At 71.1% G+C, this 15,281-nt stretch carries 15 protein-coding genes; 8 read left to right on the plus strand and 7 right to left on the minus strand.

Features of this window, described 5'->3' with window-relative positions:
* Positions 1 to 5: 5 nt before the first annotated feature.
* Positions 6 to 470 (minus strand): universal stress protein, encoded by a 465-nt coding sequence (locus tag OGH68_RS33690; protein ID WP_264249269.1) that lies wholly within the window; start codon positions 468 to 470, stop codon positions 6 to 8.
* Between the two features lie 157 nt (positions 471 to 627).
* Here OGH68_RS33690 and OGH68_RS33695 point away from each other — a divergent pair, with 157 nt between their 5' ends.
* Entirely contained in the window at positions 628 to 1,464 is an 837-nt protein-coding gene (locus OGH68_RS33695; RefSeq protein ID WP_264249271.1) for a polysaccharide deacetylase family protein, read from the plus strand.
* A 7-nt stretch (positions 1,465 to 1,471) separates the two neighbouring features.
* Here OGH68_RS33695 and OGH68_RS33700 read toward each other — a convergent pair whose 3' ends face one another.
* The 4 genes from OGH68_RS33700 to OGH68_RS33715 form a co-directional block, all read right to left on the minus strand.
* Positions 1,472 to 2,119, minus strand: coding sequence for a class F sortase (locus OGH68_RS33700; protein ID WP_264249272.1), 648 nt, complete (start codon positions 2,117 to 2,119; stop codon positions 1,472 to 1,474).
* Positions 2,120 to 2,439: 320 nt separating this feature from the next.
* Positions 2,440 to 2,922 carry a hypothetical protein gene (locus tag OGH68_RS33705; RefSeq protein ID WP_264249273.1) on the minus strand — a complete coding sequence of 161 codons (483 nt, stop codon included), beginning with the start codon at positions 2,920 to 2,922 and terminating at the stop codon, positions 2,440 to 2,442.
* Positions 2,923 to 3,151: 229 nt separating this feature from the next.
* Positions 3,152 to 3,670, minus strand: coding sequence for a hypothetical protein (locus OGH68_RS33710; RefSeq protein WP_264249274.1), 519 nt, complete (start codon positions 3,668 to 3,670; stop codon positions 3,152 to 3,154).
* 169 nt (positions 3,671 to 3,839) lie between these two features.
* Positions 3,840 to 4,361 (minus strand): MarR family winged helix-turn-helix transcriptional regulator, encoded by a 522-nt coding sequence (locus OGH68_RS33715; RefSeq protein ID WP_264249275.1) that lies wholly within the window; start codon positions 4,359 to 4,361, stop codon positions 3,840 to 3,842.
* A 57-nt stretch (positions 4,362 to 4,418) separates the two neighbouring features.
* Here OGH68_RS33715 and pip point away from each other — a divergent pair, with 57 nt between their 5' ends.
* The 4 genes from pip (at position 4,419) to OGH68_RS33735 (ending at position 9,791) form a co-directional block, all read left to right on the plus strand.
* Complete coding sequence (gene pip, locus OGH68_RS33720; RefSeq protein ID WP_264249278.1) at positions 4,419 to 5,381, plus strand: prolyl aminopeptidase; 963 nt, start codon at positions 4,419 to 4,421, stop codon at positions 5,379 to 5,381.
* Between the two features lie 218 nt (positions 5,382 to 5,599).
* Positions 5,600 to 6,574 carry an SCO0930 family lipoprotein gene (locus OGH68_RS33725; protein ID WP_264249279.1) on the plus strand — a complete coding sequence of 325 codons (975 nt, stop codon included), beginning with the start codon at positions 5,600 to 5,602 and terminating at the stop codon, positions 6,572 to 6,574.
* Positions 6,575 to 6,822: 248 nt separating this feature from the next.
* Positions 6,823 to 7,632 carry an SAM-dependent methyltransferase gene (locus OGH68_RS33730; protein ID WP_264249280.1) on the plus strand — a complete coding sequence of 270 codons (810 nt, stop codon included), beginning with the start codon at positions 6,823 to 6,825 and terminating at the stop codon, positions 7,630 to 7,632.
* A complete protein-coding gene (locus tag OGH68_RS33735; protein WP_264249281.1) occupies positions 7,629 to 9,791 on the plus strand; it encodes a putative bifunctional diguanylate cyclase/phosphodiesterase in 2,163 nt (720 codons plus the stop codon). The genes OGH68_RS33730 and OGH68_RS33735 overlap by 4 nt, the downstream gene beginning before the upstream one ends.
* Here OGH68_RS33735 and OGH68_RS33740 read toward each other — a convergent pair.
* Positions 9,761 to 10,681 (minus strand): LysR family transcriptional regulator, encoded by a 921-nt coding sequence (locus OGH68_RS33740; RefSeq protein ID WP_264249282.1) that lies wholly within the window; start codon positions 10,679 to 10,681, stop codon positions 9,761 to 9,763. The two genes, OGH68_RS33735 and OGH68_RS33740, sit on opposite strands and share 31 nt — an antisense overlap.
* 93 nt (positions 10,682 to 10,774) lie before the next feature.
* Here OGH68_RS33740 and OGH68_RS33745 point away from each other — a divergent pair, with 93 nt between their 5' ends.
* From OGH68_RS33745 to OGH68_RS33755, 3 genes are read left to right on the plus strand one after another with little or no spacing between them, the layout of a single operon-like run.
* The gene (locus OGH68_RS33745; protein ID WP_264249283.1) at positions 10,775 to 11,482 is read left to right on the plus strand and encodes a succinate dehydrogenase; all 708 of its coding nucleotides are present in this window, start codon (positions 10,775 to 10,777) and stop codon (positions 11,480 to 11,482) included.
* Position 11,483: 1 nt separating this feature from the next.
* A complete protein-coding gene (locus OGH68_RS33750; RefSeq protein ID WP_264249285.1) occupies positions 11,484 to 13,427 on the plus strand; it encodes a fumarate reductase/succinate dehydrogenase flavoprotein subunit in 1,944 nt (647 codons plus the stop codon).
* The gene (locus OGH68_RS33755; RefSeq protein ID WP_264249286.1) at positions 13,424 to 14,170 is read left to right on the plus strand and encodes a succinate dehydrogenase/fumarate reductase iron-sulfur subunit; all 747 of its coding nucleotides are present in this window, start codon (positions 13,424 to 13,426) and stop codon (positions 14,168 to 14,170) included. The genes OGH68_RS33750 and OGH68_RS33755 overlap by 4 nt, the downstream gene beginning before the upstream one ends.
* Here OGH68_RS33755 and OGH68_RS33760 read toward each other — a convergent pair.
* Positions 14,160 to 15,221: an MBL fold metallo-hydrolase gene (locus OGH68_RS33760; protein ID WP_264249288.1), complete on the minus strand. Its 1,062-nt coding sequence runs from the start codon at positions 15,219 to 15,221 to the stop codon at positions 14,160 to 14,162. The genes OGH68_RS33755 and OGH68_RS33760 overlap by 11 nt on opposite strands.
* Positions 15,222 to 15,281 lie beyond the last annotated feature (60 nt).

The raw sequence follows: 15,281 nt of genomic DNA on the forward strand, positions 1-15,281 counted from the left end.
AGCGCCTACGGAACCACCGTCACCGGCCACCGTCCGGCCTTCACCAGCCGTACCGCGACCGAGCCGACGAACCGGTGCCCGGCCGACTCGGACGCGCCCACCACCACGGCGTCCGCCCGCAATTCGTCCGCCGCCGCGACCAGCCCGGCGTACGGGTCCCCGCGGAAGGTGTGGAACTCCCAGCGGACGTCCCAGATGCCCCGCAACCGCTCGGCCGCCGCCCGTACCTCCTCCACCAGCCCCTCGGCGATCTCCCCGGTCAGGTCCGGGACCGGCATGCCCAGGGCCGCCCCCGCCGGAATCACCGGCTGCACATAGACGATCGCGAGCAGCGCGTTCTGCCGCCGGGCGAGACCGGCGGCGTACGCCGCGGCGCGCAGCGACGACTCCGAGCCGTCGAGACCGGCGACGATCACCTTGGGGCCGTCGGTGCCCCGTTCGAACTCCTGGGGCGGGTCGTGCTCCGTCACACTTCCGAGGGTATCGGCTCCTGGCCGGCCGCCCACCGGACGCCGCCCTCCGAGCGAGGAGTACCGCCTGCCCGCGCGCTGCTCCCATCAGGTGCATTCACCGGTACAACCGGTGTTGATCAGTCGATGACGGCGGTGGTCGTGCGAGCAGTGGCCCATGAAGAAGGATCAACTGCCTCCCGGCCGTCGCTCGGTGCTCCGTATCGCCGCGTGCCTCGGCGCCACCGCCGCCGGAAGCCTGCTCGTCGGTGAGCGGGCCGAGACCCCGGGACGCGGGCCCGCAGGAGGGGCGGCCGCGGGCCCGCAGGCCGCCGTTCGTCCGCCGAAGGCCACCTCCTACCGGCTGCGGCCCCTGGCGGCGTACGCGGCGCCGGCCCTGCGGCGTGCCAGGCCGCCGGTGCGCCGGCGGCCCTTCCTGGAGATCCCGGACATGGGCCGCGCCATGGTGCTCACCTTCGACGACGGCCCCGACCCCCGCTACACCCCGGACATCCTCGGCATCCTGCGCGAGTACGGGGTGCGGGCCATGTTCTTCGTGTGCGGCGAGATGGCGACCGACAACCGCGACCTGCTGCGCGAGATGGCCGACGACGGCCATGTGGTCGGCAACCACACCTGGTCGCACCCGCTGGTCCCGAAGTTGCCGCCCTCCAGGATCCGCGACCAGCTGGGCCGCACCAGCGAGGTGATCGAGAAATCCCTCGGCGAGGCACCACTGTGGTACCGCGCGCCCTACGGCGCCTGGAACAAGCACTCGTTCGAGATCGGCGCGGAACTCGGCATGGAGCCGCTCGGCTGGACGCTCGACACCCTCGACTGGACGCGGCCGGGGACCTCCACCATCGTCCGGCGGGTGCTGCGCGGGGCGGCCCCCGGCGTGGTCGTGCTCTCGCACGATGCGGGCGGGAACCGGTCGCAGAGCGTGGCGGCACTGCGCCGCTATCTGCCGGAGCTGCTCGACGAGGGCTACCGGATCACGGTTCCGCGCCGCTGACGCCTCCTCAGACGACCTCGACCATGTGGGCGAAGACGACGACGTTGCCGTCGTAGCCGTCCGCCTGGGAGTATCCGCCGCCGCAGGTGATCACCCGCAACTCCGGCTGGCCCGTGTCGGCGTACACCCGGACGCCGGGGAAGTCGTGCTTGGAGAAGACCTCCACGCCGTACACCTCGAAGACGGCGACGCGGCCGTCGAAGCGGGGCACCTCGATCCGGTGGCCCGTCTTGACGGAGCCGAGGCCGTAGAACACGGCGGGGCCGGCCTGGTTGTCGACGTGCCCCACGATGACGGCGGTGCCACGCTCGCCGGGGGAGATGCCGTTCTGGTACCAGCCGGCCAGGTTGGGATCCTGCGGCGCCGGTGCCGCGACCCAGCCGTCCTGGTCCAGGCCGACGTTCACGATCGGGGCGTCGACCTCGATGGCCGGGATGCGCACCCGCTTGGCCGCCGCGTACGGCAGCGGCTCCAGCGGTACGGGAAGGAAAACCTCGCCCGCACTGGCGTGCGAGGCGGCCGCCGCGGGCTGCGGCGGGCCGAGGCCGACGTCCACTCCGTTCTTGACGAGGGCGATGCCGGTGAGCATCGCCAGAGCCAGTACGCCCCAGGGCGAGCGCCTCCTCGGCTCCCAGCCGTACCTGTCCTGCCCCATGGTTCTCCCTTCGCGCGCTTGTGGGCACGCTAAGCGGGGTGCGGGGCTCCGGCGAGGGGGGAAGCGCGAACGGGTGGCCGTCGCCAGCAGGGATGGCCCATCCGAGTATTCGGGGCGATAAAACTTCTGATGGTCCGTGACCTGCGACTCCGTCAGGTGGAGATGCGCTTCGTCGGCGTGTCGGCTCACCGGGGTGGACCAAGGCCGAAATGCGATGAAAGCACCGGCCGGTGATCGTTCGTCATGGAAGACGTACTCGTCGATCATCCCGGAGCGCCGCTTTGGGGCGTCTTCCTTCTGGAGGTTCAACGATGCGTGCCTCACGCGCTCTCGCAGCGACGGTGACCGCTTTCGCGGCCGTCGGACTGTGCGCTCCCATGGCCGCTGCCGGTGGCGGCGACGGCCCGAGGAACGTTCAGGTCAGCCCGTCCTCGGTCCACCAGGGCGGCATCCTGACCATCACCGTCGACGGCTGTCACCGTGGCGGTGTGGTCAGCTCCAACGCGTTCCCGGACGCCATGCTGTCCAGCCGGGACCGTGACCGTGATGACGGTGACAACCGTGATGACCGTGACAACCGCGATGACCGCGACAACCGCGGCGACCGCGACAACCGCGATGACCGCGGTGACCGTGACAACCGCGATGACCGTGACAACCGCGATGGCCGTGACAACCGTGATGACAGGGACGACCGGGACCAGGCCGGTAGTGGCAGGGCCGGCGAGTCGGTCGCCAGGGCCCGGGTTCGCAACAACGCGACTCCGGGGAACTACAGCCTGACGGTCAGGTGCAACGACCACCCGCAGACCGCCACGGCTTCCTTCCGCGTGCTGCCCGGCCGCGGCGCACAGGGCGGTCTCGGCGGTTCGATCGGCCCGACAAACGCCGAAATGGCGATCGGCGCGGGTCTGGTCGCCACGGCGGCCGTGGGCGGCAGTCTGTTCATCGTCCGCCGCCGTCGCACGGTCGGCGCCTGTGGCGGTGGCGCTGGGGATGTGCGTGTACGGGGGAGGCGGGCGTACGCGGCCATCAGTGCCGGCGCCCGGTCGACCGCCGGCGCACGACGAGTACCGTCGCGGTGGCTGCGGCGGCGACCAGGGCACCACCGGCGGCGATCTCCGCGGTGTTCATGCCTTCGAAGCTGCCGCCCACACCGCCGCGCACGCCGGCGGGCGGGGTGGTGGTCCTCGTGGAACTGGCGGTGGGGCTGGAGGTGCCACCGGAAATCCTGAGGTCCAGGGTGCCGATCCGTCCGATGCAGTTGAACTGCACCGTGTACACGGTGCCCGGCCTGGCGTCCCAGTCGACGACGGCTGTCGCGGCACCGTTGCGGGGGACGGTCACGGTGTCGAACACGGCGGAGGTGACAGTGGTGTTGCTGGGGCAGCCGCCCGCGGTCAGGGTGACCCGGCCGCCCGCCGCGACGGTCGAGGGCGTGACGTTGAAGTCGTACGGCGTGTTGTTGACGGCCATGGCCGTGGGGGCCGCCGTCACTGCGAGTGCGGCCGCTCCGAGCAGAGCGGCGGATGCGGCACGTATCGCGCGCATGGTGGTCCTCCGGTCCCGAGGAGCAGTCGCGGAACGATTTCCGCAGGGGTCGGAAAATGCACCTCGATCACCGAAACGCTAAAAGCGGTGTGTGTCCCCCGCGATCGGTGTAGGGCAAACGGGTCATTTGGCTGATCCGGGCAGGCGAGACGACCGGCGTGTCGGCGTTTCATCGCCGGGGCGAAGTGGAATCGGGTGCCGCGTCCAGGATGCGCTCGCGCATGGGCCGTCGCCGCAAGGCATCCAGGGCCTCGCCGATGAGCTCGCTCAGCGGGAAGGGGAGTTCGGCCTCGAAGGCGGCGGCAGCCGCGGCCGTCGCACGCCACTCGGCGTCCAGTGCGGGCAGCAGGGACCGCGCCCGCGCGGTGAGGGACGCGATGCGCCGGCGCCCGTCGCTGCCGGGGCCGACGGTCACGAGCCCGTCCTTGACCAGGTGGGCCACCGTCTGGCTCACCGCCGAGTGCGTCACGCCGGTCGCCGCGGCCAGGTTTCGGATCGAGCTCGGGCCGTCGGCGGCCAGCGCGCGCAGGACCGGCGCGTAGCGGGGGCGTACGCCTTCGAGGCCCAGTTCGTCGTAGACGGCCGCGACACCGGCGTCGAGTTCGGTCAGCAGAAGGCGCAGGCGGGAGCCGAGCAACTCGGGACCGGGGGAGGGGGCCTGGGAACCGGGGGCTTGGGCGGTGGAGGACACGAGGATAATGTAACAGCGCTGTTGTATTTCTGTTGAGCCAAGGGAGGGCGTCGGACCATGGCAGAGCTGTATCCGCCGATCGAGCCGTACGAGCAGGGGACGCTCGACGTGGGCGACGGGAACCTCGTCCACTGGGAGGTGTGCGGAAACCCGCGCGGCAAGCCGGCGCTCGTCGTGCACGGCGGGCCGGGGTCCGGCTGCAATCCGCGGATGCGGCGGTACTTCGACCCCGGCGCCTACCGGATCGTGCTGTTCGACCAGCGCGGCTGCGGACGCAGCACACCGCACGCCGCCGACCCCGCCGTCGACATGCGGCACAACACCACCGGCCATCTGCTCGCCGACATGGAGCGGTTGCGCGAACACCTCGGGATCGAACGCTGGCTCCTCTACGGCGGGTCGTGGGGCTCGACGCTCCTGCTGGCCTACGCCGAGCGCCATCCGCTGCGCGTGTCCCAGATCGTGGTCAACGGCGTCACGACCACCCGGCGGCGGGAGATCGACTGGCTCTACCGAGGGGTCGGCCGCTTCTTCCCCGAGCAGTGGGACCGCTTCCGGGCCGGCGTGCCCGGGGCCGGGCGGGGCGGTGACCTCGTGGCCGCGTACGCCGCTCTGATGGAGAGCGGCGACCGGGCGGTACGGGAGAAGGCGGCCGGCGACTGGTGCCGCTGGGAGGACGCCGTGCTGTCCCTGGAGCCGAACGGCGGGCCGGCCCCCTACAGCGGCCGGCCCTCGGACGCGCGGATCGCGCTGGTGCGGATCGCGGCTCACTACTTCGCGCACGGAGCATGGCTGGAGGAAGGGGCGCTCCTGCGCGACGCCGCCGGCCTGAACGGAATTGCCGGAGCGCTCTTCCACGGCCGTCTGGATCTCAGTTCGCCGCTCGAGACCGCGTGGGAACTCAGCCGCGCCTGGACGGACGCCGAACTGGTGGTCGTGGACGACTCGGGGCACAAGGGGAGCGCCGCGATGCGCGGCCAGGTCATCGGCGCTCTGGAGCGATTCCGGTACACCGAGTGACTGGTGTGCCCAAAGGGGCAGTTGAGATCCAGCCAATTGCGCAGCGGTGCCACTTGTGGGGAATTCACCTGGTGGAAGCGGGATTTCAACCGTTCGCGGCCGCGACGCCGAAGTTTCTTCGAATGCCGTTGAACAGCTGCCGCCCTCCCGTCCGTACCTAGGGCCATGAACGGCGCGCTCCGGGCGCCGGACCGGATGGATGAAACACGGGAGTGGACATGAACACCTGGCGGAACGCCTCGCTCGCGGTGACTGCGACGGCCGTACTCGCGCTGACGACGGCGTGCGGTCAGGACAAGGGCACCGAGACACCCAATGGTCAGGCGGTCGGTGCCGCCAACCCGGCCGCACAACCCGGCAACGGCTACGGCTCCGACGCCGGTTACGGTTCGGCGGCCGGCGGCGAGGCGGCCGACGCGAAGCCGGCCGGGCAGCTCGCGGTCTGGGAGAGCAAGGAACTCGGCAAGGTCGTCGCCGACAGCGCGGGCCTCACCCTCTACCGGTTCGACAAGGACACCGCCAACCCGCCGAAGTCGAATTGCGAAGGCGACTGCGCGAAGACATGGCCCGTCGTGGCCGCCGGCGGCGCGTCCGCCGCCCCCGGCGTCGACCCGTCCCTGATCGGCGAGGTCACCAGGGCGGACGGCACCAAGCAACTCACCATCGACGGCTGGCCGATGTACCGGTACGCCAAGGACACCAAGGCCGGCGACGTCAAGGGCCAGGGCATCGGCGGCACCTGGTACGCGGCCGCCCCCGACGGCAAGAAGGCCGCACCGGGCGCGGACGGCGCGGCAGGAGGTGACGAGGGCGCCGCCGAGCCGGCGGATCTCGCGGGCCTTTCCGTCCGCAAGGACCCGAAGCTCGGCGAGATCGTGGTCGACAAGAACGGCATGACCGTCTACCGGTTCATGAAGGACTCCGCCTGGCCCATGAAGACCGCCTGCACCGGCGACTGTCTGGAGAAGTGGCCGGTGGTGGCCCCCGTCGACAAGAACGACACGGTCGGCATCCTCAAGAAGGGCTTCGTGACCTTCGACCGCCCCGACGGGATCGTGCAGCAGACCATCGACTGCTGGCCCATCTACACCTTCAAGGGTGACGCCGAGCCCGGTGACACCAACGGCCAGGGCGTCGGCGGCACGTGGTACGCCGTCTCGCCCGAGGGCAAGCCGGTCGGAGCGCCCAAGTAGTCCCCACGCCGCGCCTCCGGCCCGCGTCGGCCCGCCTCACGCCCTTGCGCGTGACGGCGGGCCGGCGCATGTGCGGGGCGGTTATGACGAGGGCCGATGCCACGGGCCGATGACCAACAGGTGTGACCAAGAACGGACCGCTAATTTCCGTTTGGGCTCGCCCTCTTGGCGGGCGATCAGTAGCCTCGGCTCGAACGCCGGCCATGAACACGGCCGAACTCCCCCGTGGCGACTTGTTGGAGACATCGATGGAGCGTCCCGCCTGGGCCCCGCACGGCATCGACATTTCGGTGCCGAGCGTGTCCCGCATCTATGACTTCTATCTGGGCGGCTCCCACAATTTCGAGGTCGACAGGGCGGCCGCGCGCAAGGCCATGGAGTTCATGCCGGGACTCCCCAAGATCATGCAGGCGAACCGGGCCTTCATGCGCCGCGCGGTCGAATTCGCGGTGGACGCCGGCATCACCCAGTTCCTCGACATCGGCTCCGGCATTCCGACCTTCGGCAACGTCCACGAGGTCGCCCGCAAAGCCACCCCCGACGCACGGGTCCTCTACGTCGACCACGATCCGGTGGCCGTGGCGCACAGTCGCGCGGTCCTCGACGGCGACGAGCAGTCGGACGTCGTCGCCGCCGATCTGCGGGGGCCCCGGCAGATCCTCGACAGCCCCGAGGCCGCACTGCTCGACCTGGAACGGCCGGTGGCGCTGCTCCTCGTCGCCGTACTCCACTTCCTCGAGGACGAGGACGACCCGTACGTGGCGGTGGCCGAGCTGCGTGACGCGCTGGCACCGGGCAGTCTGCTGGTGCTCACCCATGCCTCCTTCGAGGGCGTTCCGGTGCCGCCCGAGCGGGCGGGCGGCGCGGTCGAGGTGTACCGGGACATCCGCAACCCGCTGGTGATGCGCTCGCGCGAGCAGATCGCCCGGTTCTTCGACGGGTACGAGATGGTCGAACCCGGGCTGGTGTCCATGCCGCACTGGCGGCCGGACGGGCCGGTCGACCAGGAGGATCCGTATGCCTTCTCCGGCTTCGCCGGGGTGGGGCGCAAGGCGTGAGGCAAACGTCAGAGGCGGCCGTGCCGGAGGGGCATCCGGGCGTGCTGGAGGACCGGCTCAGGCGGTTCGCGACGATCTGGAGCCGGGCCATCTTCCCCGCCACCGCCACGTCGCTGACCCGGCCCGAGTTCGAAGAGCATCTGCTCCCGCTCGCACGGGTGTTGAGCGACGCGCTCCATGCCCGCCCGTTCACCGCCCAGGTCGCCCAGCAGGTGGGCGCCGCGCTCGTCGGCGCGCACTGCACCGACCCGGATGCCCTCGGCCGCACCCTCGGCGTGGTCGACGCGTACCTGGTGCTCTACTGCGGCGATCCCGAGCAGAGCGCGGAGGAGAGCAGGGCCCGCTGCGCCAGGCTGCAGCATGCCCTCGCCACCGGCTTCGCCCAGGCGCTCCGCGAGCGCACGCTGGCCGAGCAGGAGTCCATCGCCCGCTCGTCACTGCTGGCCCGCAGTGAGGCACTGCACGCCATGCACGCCACCGAGGTCCGCTTCCGGGCGGTGTTCGAGGGTGCCGCAATCGGTATCGGCATCGCCGATCTCGAGGGCAACGTCCTAGAGGTCAACGACACGCTGACGCAGATGTTCGGCGGGCTGGAGAACCACGTCCGCGGCCGCAAGGTCACCGACTGGGCCCACCCGGAGGACCGGCCGCACGTGTGGGAGTTCTACCGGGAGCTGGTCAAGGGCGAGCGCGAGCACTACCGGGTCGAGAAGCCGTTCTACCGCAACGACGGCACCGTGCTGTGGACCAATCTGACCGTCTCCCTGTTGCGCGACGCCGACGGCCGGCCGCAGTACCAGCTGGCGCTCTTCGAGGACACCACCGAGCGCCGGCTGCTCAACCTGCGGCTGCGGTACGAGGCCACGCACGACGCGCTGACCGGTCTGCCCAACCGCACGCTGTTCTTCGAGCGGCTGGAGAAGGCCGTCGGCGCCGGCAACGGCACCCGCTTCGGGCTGTGCTACCTCGACCTCGACGGATTCAAGACCATCAACGACAGCCTCGGCCACGCCACCGGCGACCGGCTGCTGGTGGAGGTCGCCGACCGGCTGCAGAGCTGCGCCACGGCACCGGGCGAGATGGTCGCCCGGCTCGGCGGCGACGAGTTCGTCGCCCTGACCACCGGGCCCGACACGCAAGCCGAGGTCGACGAGCTCGCCACCCGCATCCTGAACGCCCTGGCCACCCCGATCCGCGTCGACGGGCGGGAGTTCACGGTGCGCGGCAGCATCGGCATCGTCGAAGGACCGGCGGGCGAACGGACCGGCGCCGAGGTGCTGCGCAGCGCGGACATCACCATGTACCGGGCCAAGTCCGCCGGCGGCAACCGCTTCGAGATCGCCGACCCGGAGGCCGATGCCCGTGCCATCACCCGGCACGGGCTGACCAACGCGCTGCCCGCCGCCCTGGAGCGCGGCGAGTTCTTCATCGAGTACCAGCCGCTGGTCCACCTCGGCGACGGCAGTGTGCACGGCGCGGAGGCCCTGGTGCGCTGGTGCCATCCGCAGCACGGGGTGCTCGGTCCCGACCGGTTCATCCCGCTCGCGGAACGCACCGGGCTGATCGTGCCGCTGGGACGCTGGGTGCTCCAGGAGGCCGTACGCCAGGCCCGGTTCTGGAGCAGGCGGCACACCGACGGGGGGCCGCTGCGGATCAACGTCAACCTCTCGCCCGCCCAGCTCCAGCATCCCGGGCTGGTGGCCGACACCGTCGACGTACTGGAGCGGTCCGGTCTCGAACCGGGCGCGCTGTGCCTGGAGGTCACGGAGTCCGCGCTCATCGGCGCCGACGAGGAACGGCTGGGGCCGCTGCGGCAACTGGCGGAGATGGGCGTCGACATAGCGCTCGACGACTTCGGGACCGGCTACTCCAACCTCGCCAACCTCCGCCGGCTGCCGGTGAGCGTCCTCAAGCTGGATCGTTCCTTCACGCAGGGCATGCAGCGCCACCCCGCCGATCCCGTCGACCTCAAGATCGTCGAGGGCATCGTGTCACTGGCGCACAGCCTGGAGCTGGCCGTCACGGTCGAGGGCGTGGAGACCGCCGCGCAGGCGGAGCAGCTGCGGGAGATCGGCTGCGACACCGCCCAGGGCTGGTACTACGCGCGGCCCGGAGCCCCCGACCGGATTCACACCCTGGTGCTGGCGGACGCGGTCTGACGTCTCCCGGCGGCCCGCGAGTCCAGCAGCACTCGCTGCAGCTCGCGGGCCGCCCGCGGCGGCGCGACGTCGCTGCGGTGCGCGAGCCCGATCGTCCTGCGCAGCCCCGGCCCCGCGAGCGGGGTCACGCGGAGGTCGCCGCCGGCCCCCTCGGCCACCATGGCGGGGACCACGGCGACCCCGAGGCCCGCCCGGACGAACCCGAGCACCGCGTCCATCTCGCCGCCCTCCACGGTGAACGACGGCTCGAACCCCTCGGCCCGGCAGGCGGCCACCGTCAGATCCCGCAGGTCGTAGCCGTGCCGGAACATCACCAGCGGTTCGCCCGCGAGATCGGAGATCCGCAGCGGAGCGGGCGGCGCGGGCGCGGCGGGTGAGGAGACCGCCACCAGATCCTCCCGCAGCAGTTCGACGGTGCTGAGCGCCGGCGAGGAGGAGGGCAGGGGCAGCACCACCAGCGCCAGGTCGAGAGCGCCGCGCGCGAGCTCCCGTACGAGATCGTGCGAGCCGGACTCCTCGACCAAGATCTCGATGCCCGGGTGCAGATCGTGAAAGGTGCGCAGCACCTGCGGCAGCAGACCGGTGCACAGGCTCGGCGTCGCACCGAGCCGGACCCGGCCGCGGCGCAGCTGGGCCACCTCCTGCACCTCGCGGCGGGCGGTGTCGGTGTCGGCGAGGATCCGGCGGGCGAGCGGGAGCAGTGCCTCGCCGGCGTCGGTGAGGGCGATGTTGCCCCGGGCACGGCGGAAGAGATCGGCGCCCAGCTCCTGCTCCAGAGCCCGGATCTGCTGGGAGAGCGACGGCTGGGAGACATGGACCCGCTCCGCGGCCCGGGTGAAGTGAAGGGTCTCGGCGACCGCGGTGAAGTAGCGCAGCTGCTGCAGTTGCATGACCCGAGTCTAACGGCTCGATAGGCTGTCGCTATCGACATCAGCCGGATCATGTCTTGGACCTCTGATGCCGACCGGGCCTAGCGTCGACGCATGGCTTCGGCAACGCGGACGGAACGACAACCGTCCATGACACACATCTTCTGGCGCTCGACCGTCGGCAAGAAGACGGTCATGGCCGTCAGCGGTCTGATCATGCTCGGCTACCTGGTCGCCCATGTGATGGGCAACCTCAAGATCTTCTTCGGACCGGGGGAGTTCAACGCCTACGGCCACTGGCTGCGCACCATGGGCGCCCCGGTCCTGCACCACTCGTGGGCCCTGTGGATCGTCCGCGTCGTGCTGCTCGCCGCCGTCGTCGCGCACGCGGTCAGCGCGTACCAGCTCAGCCGGCGCGACATCAGGGCCCGGCCGACCGCGTACGCGCACAAGCGGCCCCGCGCGAGCTACGCGACCCGCACCATGCGCTGGGGCGGCGTCATCCTCGCTCTGTTCATCGTCTGGCACATCCTCGACCTGACCACCGGCACCGTCCATCCGGGCGGCTTCCAGGAAGGGCGTCCGTACCAGAACGTCGTGGACACCTTCTCCACCTGGTACGGCAACGTGATCTACATCGTCGCCATGCTGGCCGTCGGACTGCACGTCCGGCACGGCTTCTGGAGCGCCGCCCAGACCCTCGGCACAGGCAGCGCCCGCCGTGACCGCGCCCTCAGGGCCACTGCCGACGGCCTGGCGCTCGCGCTGACCGCCGGTTTCGTCTCCGTACCCGTCGCCGTCATGACCGGAGTGGTGAGCTGACATGAGTTACGCCGAATACCGGGCCGGCGCACCGATCGCCGACACCAAGGCCCCCGCCGGACCCGTCGCCGAACGCTGGGCCAAGCGCCGCTTCGAGGCGAAGCTGGTCAACCCGGCCAACCGCCGCGGCCACACCGTCATCGTCGTCGGCACCGGCCTCGCGGGCGGCGCGGCAGGCGCCACCCTCGCCGAACAGGGCTACCACGTCGAGCAGTTCTGCTACCAGGACTCCCCGCGGCGGGCCCACTCGATCGCCGCGCAGGGCGGGATCAACGCCGCCAAGAACTACCGCAACGACGGCGACTCGATCCACCGGCTCTTCTACGACACCGTCAAGGGCGGCGACTTCCGCGCCCGCGAGTCGAACGTCCACCGCCTCGCCGAGATCTCGGTCGAGATCATCGACCAGTGCGTCGCCCAGGGCGTTCCGTTCGCCCGCGAGTACGGGGGACTGCTCGACACCCGCTCCTTCGGCGGCGTCCAGGTCTCCCGCACCTTCTACGCCCGCGGCCAGACGGGCCAGCAACTGCTGCTCGGCGCCTACCAGGCGCTCTCCCGGCAGATCGCGGCCGGCACGGTGACGATGCACGCGCGCACCGAGATGCTCGACCTGATCGTCGTCGGCGGACGGGCCCGCGGCATCGTCGCCCGCGACCTGGTCACCGGCGAGATCTCCACGTACTTCGCCGACGCGGTGGTGCTCGCCAGCGGCGGCTACGGCAACGTCTTCTACCTGTCGACGAACGCCATGAACTCCAACGCCACGGCGATCTGGCGGGCCCACCGCCGCGGCGCCTGGTTCGCCAACCCGTGCTTCACCCAGATCCACCCCACCTGCATCCCGCGCACCGGCGACCACCAGTCCAAGCTCACGCTGATGAGCGAGTCGCTGCGCAACGACGGCCGCATCTGGGTGCCCAGGGCACGCGGTGACCAGCGGCCGCCGAACGAGATCCCCGAGCACGAACGCGACTACTACCTCGAGCGGATCTACCCCTCCTTCGGCAACCTCGTCCCCCGCGACATCGCCTCCCGGGCGGCGAAGAACGTCTGCGACGAGGGGCGTGGCGTCGGCCCCGGCGGCGAGGGCGTCTACCTGGACTTCGCCGACGCCATCGCGCGGATGGGCAGGGCCAAGGTCGAGGAGAAGTACGGCAACCTCTTCGAGATGTACGAGCGGATCACCGCGGAGAACCCGTACGAGGTCCCGATGCGGATCTACCCCGCCGTCCACTACACGATGGGCGGGCTGTGGGTCGACTACGACCTGCAGACCACGATCCCCGGCCTCTTCGCGATCGGTGAGGCCAACTTCTCCGACCACGGCGCCAACCGGCTTGGCGCCTCCGCCCTCATGCAGGGACTCGCCGACGGCTACTTCGTCCTGCCGTCCACCATCAACGACTATCTCGCCCGCGGCGGCCTCGACGCCGTGGACCCCTCCGATCCGGCGGTCACCGAGGCCGTCGCCGACACCGAGGACCGGCTCAACCTGCTGCTGGCCGTCGACGGCGACCGAACGCCCGACTCGTTCCACCGCGAGATCGGCGAACTCATGTGGGACTTCTGCGGAATGGCGCGCACCGACGAGGGCCTGCGCAAGGCCCTGGACCGGATCCCGCAGATCCGGGAGGAGTTCTGGCGCCGGATCAAGGTGCCGGGCACCGGAGCCCAGTTCAACCAGTCGCTGGAAAAGGCCAACCGCGTCGTCGACTACCTGGAGCTCGCCGAGCTGATGTGCCTCGACGCCCTGCACCGCGCCGAATCCTGCGGCGGCCACTTCCGCGAGGAGTCCCAGACCCCCGACGGCGAGGCCGCCCGCAAGGACGAGGAGTTCGGCTACGCCGCGGCCTGGGAGTTCCGGGGCACCGGCGAGCCGCCGGAACTCCACAAGGAAGACCTCGTCTTCGAGTACGTCCACCCCACCCAGCGGAGCTACGCATGAAGCTCAACCTGCGCGTCTGGCGCCAGCAGAACCCGGACGCCGAAGGCGCCATGGCCACCTACGAGGTCGACGGCATCTCCCCGGACATGTCCTTCCTGGAGATGCTCGACACCCTCAACGAGGACCTCATCCTGCGCGGCGAGGAACCCGTCGCGTTCGACCACGACTGCCGCGAGGGCATCTGCGGTGCCTGCTCCCTGGTCATCAACGGCGACGCCCACGGTCCGGAACGCACCACCACCTGCCAGCTGCACATGCGCTCCTTCCGCGACGGCGACACCATCGACGTCGAACCGTGGCGGGCCTCGGCCTTCCCCGTCGTCAAGGACCTCGTGGTGGACCGCTCCTCCTTCGACCGGATCATCCAGGCCGGCGGCTGGATCAGCGCCCCCACCGGCTCGGCGCCCGAGGCCCACGCCACGCCCGTGCCCAAGCCCGACGCCGACTTCGCCTTCGAGCACGCCGAGTGCATCGGCTGCGGAGCCTGCGTGGCGGCCTGCCCCAACGGCTCGGCGATGCTCTTCACCTCGGCCAAGGTCAACCACCTGGGCGTGCTGCCCCAGGGGGCTCCCGAGCGGGAGACCCGGGTGCTCGACATGGTCGCGGCCATGGACGACGAGGGCTTCGGCGGCTGCACCCTCACCGGGGAGTGCGCCAGCGCCTGCCCGAAGGGCATTCCGCTGCCGTCCATCGCCGCGATGAACCGGGAGTGGCTGCGGGCGACCCGGAAGGTCAGGCGGTAGGCCGTAGATCGGCGCCGTACACCGTCGCGTAGTCGGGCACGACGATCCGGGAGGCGGGGGACAGCCGGCGGACCTCGGCGGTGAACGCGTCGAGGTCCATCGCCGGATCCCTTCGGGGCGGCGCGCTGAGAGGCTCCTCGAAGTTGTCCCAGTGCACGGGGACGACCGTCCCCGGGTTCCCGAGCGTGCTCAGCAGCCGTGGCAGATAGCGGTGCGTCGACCGGCTCGAGGGCGTCGCGGCCATCAGCACGTCGGGCCGCAGACCGGCCGCGGACCGTTCGTCGAAGTCGCTCGCGCCCATGAGGAAGAACGAGGGCCCGTCGGCGACGGTCACCTGGAAGGCGAGCGTGTCGCCCTCCGGGAGATCGGAGACCGTCCGAGGCGCCGGGCGCGGCGGGGCGTGGAGCGTGCCCGGCGCGAAGTAGGACCACTTGGCGTTGCGGCTGTGCCGGGAGGCCACCACCTCGACCGTGAAACCGTCGAAGTCGAGCACCTCACCGCCCTTCACCACACTGATCTGCCCGGCGTCCACGCCGAGCGCCCGCAGCACGTGATACGTCGTCTCCGTGCCGATGACCCGGGCGCCCGTCGACGTCGCGATGCAGGGCACGTCGCCCACATGGTCCCAATGGGTGTGGCTGACGAGCACCAGTTCGGGGCGGCCCGCGTGCCGGGCCACCAGCTCCTCGTCGCTCCTCAGCCGGGTGTCCGGGTCGAAGCCCTTCGGCCCGAACAGTCCGGTCGGGAAGCGGGTGATGTACGGGTCGAAGAGAACGGTCCGGCCGCCGACACCGACGCCGATGCGCCAGCCGGACGTGCCGAGCCAGCGCAGGGTGGCAGCGTCGGGGCGTACCGCGCCCGACGCGCTCCCTGCCGAGCCGACCGGTGCCGCGTCCGCGCCGACCGGTGCCGCGTCCGGGGCGGCCTGCGCCGCGCCGGCCGCCGCCGGCAGCAGCGGAGCCGCCGCGCCCACGGCCGCGCCGCGCAGCAGGGTCCGTCGTACGAAGGTCCGCCGTCCGTCGTCGTGCCGCATGTTCGTGTGTTCGCTCATGGGACAGAGAAGATCAGCCCCAGGCGGCGGGCGTCCAAGACCCGGCCGCCGCACGACTCA

This window comes from Streptomyces peucetius, from assembly GCF_025854275.1.
GTDB lineage: Bacteria > Actinomycetota > Actinomycetes > Streptomycetales > Streptomycetaceae > Streptomyces > Streptomyces peucetius_A.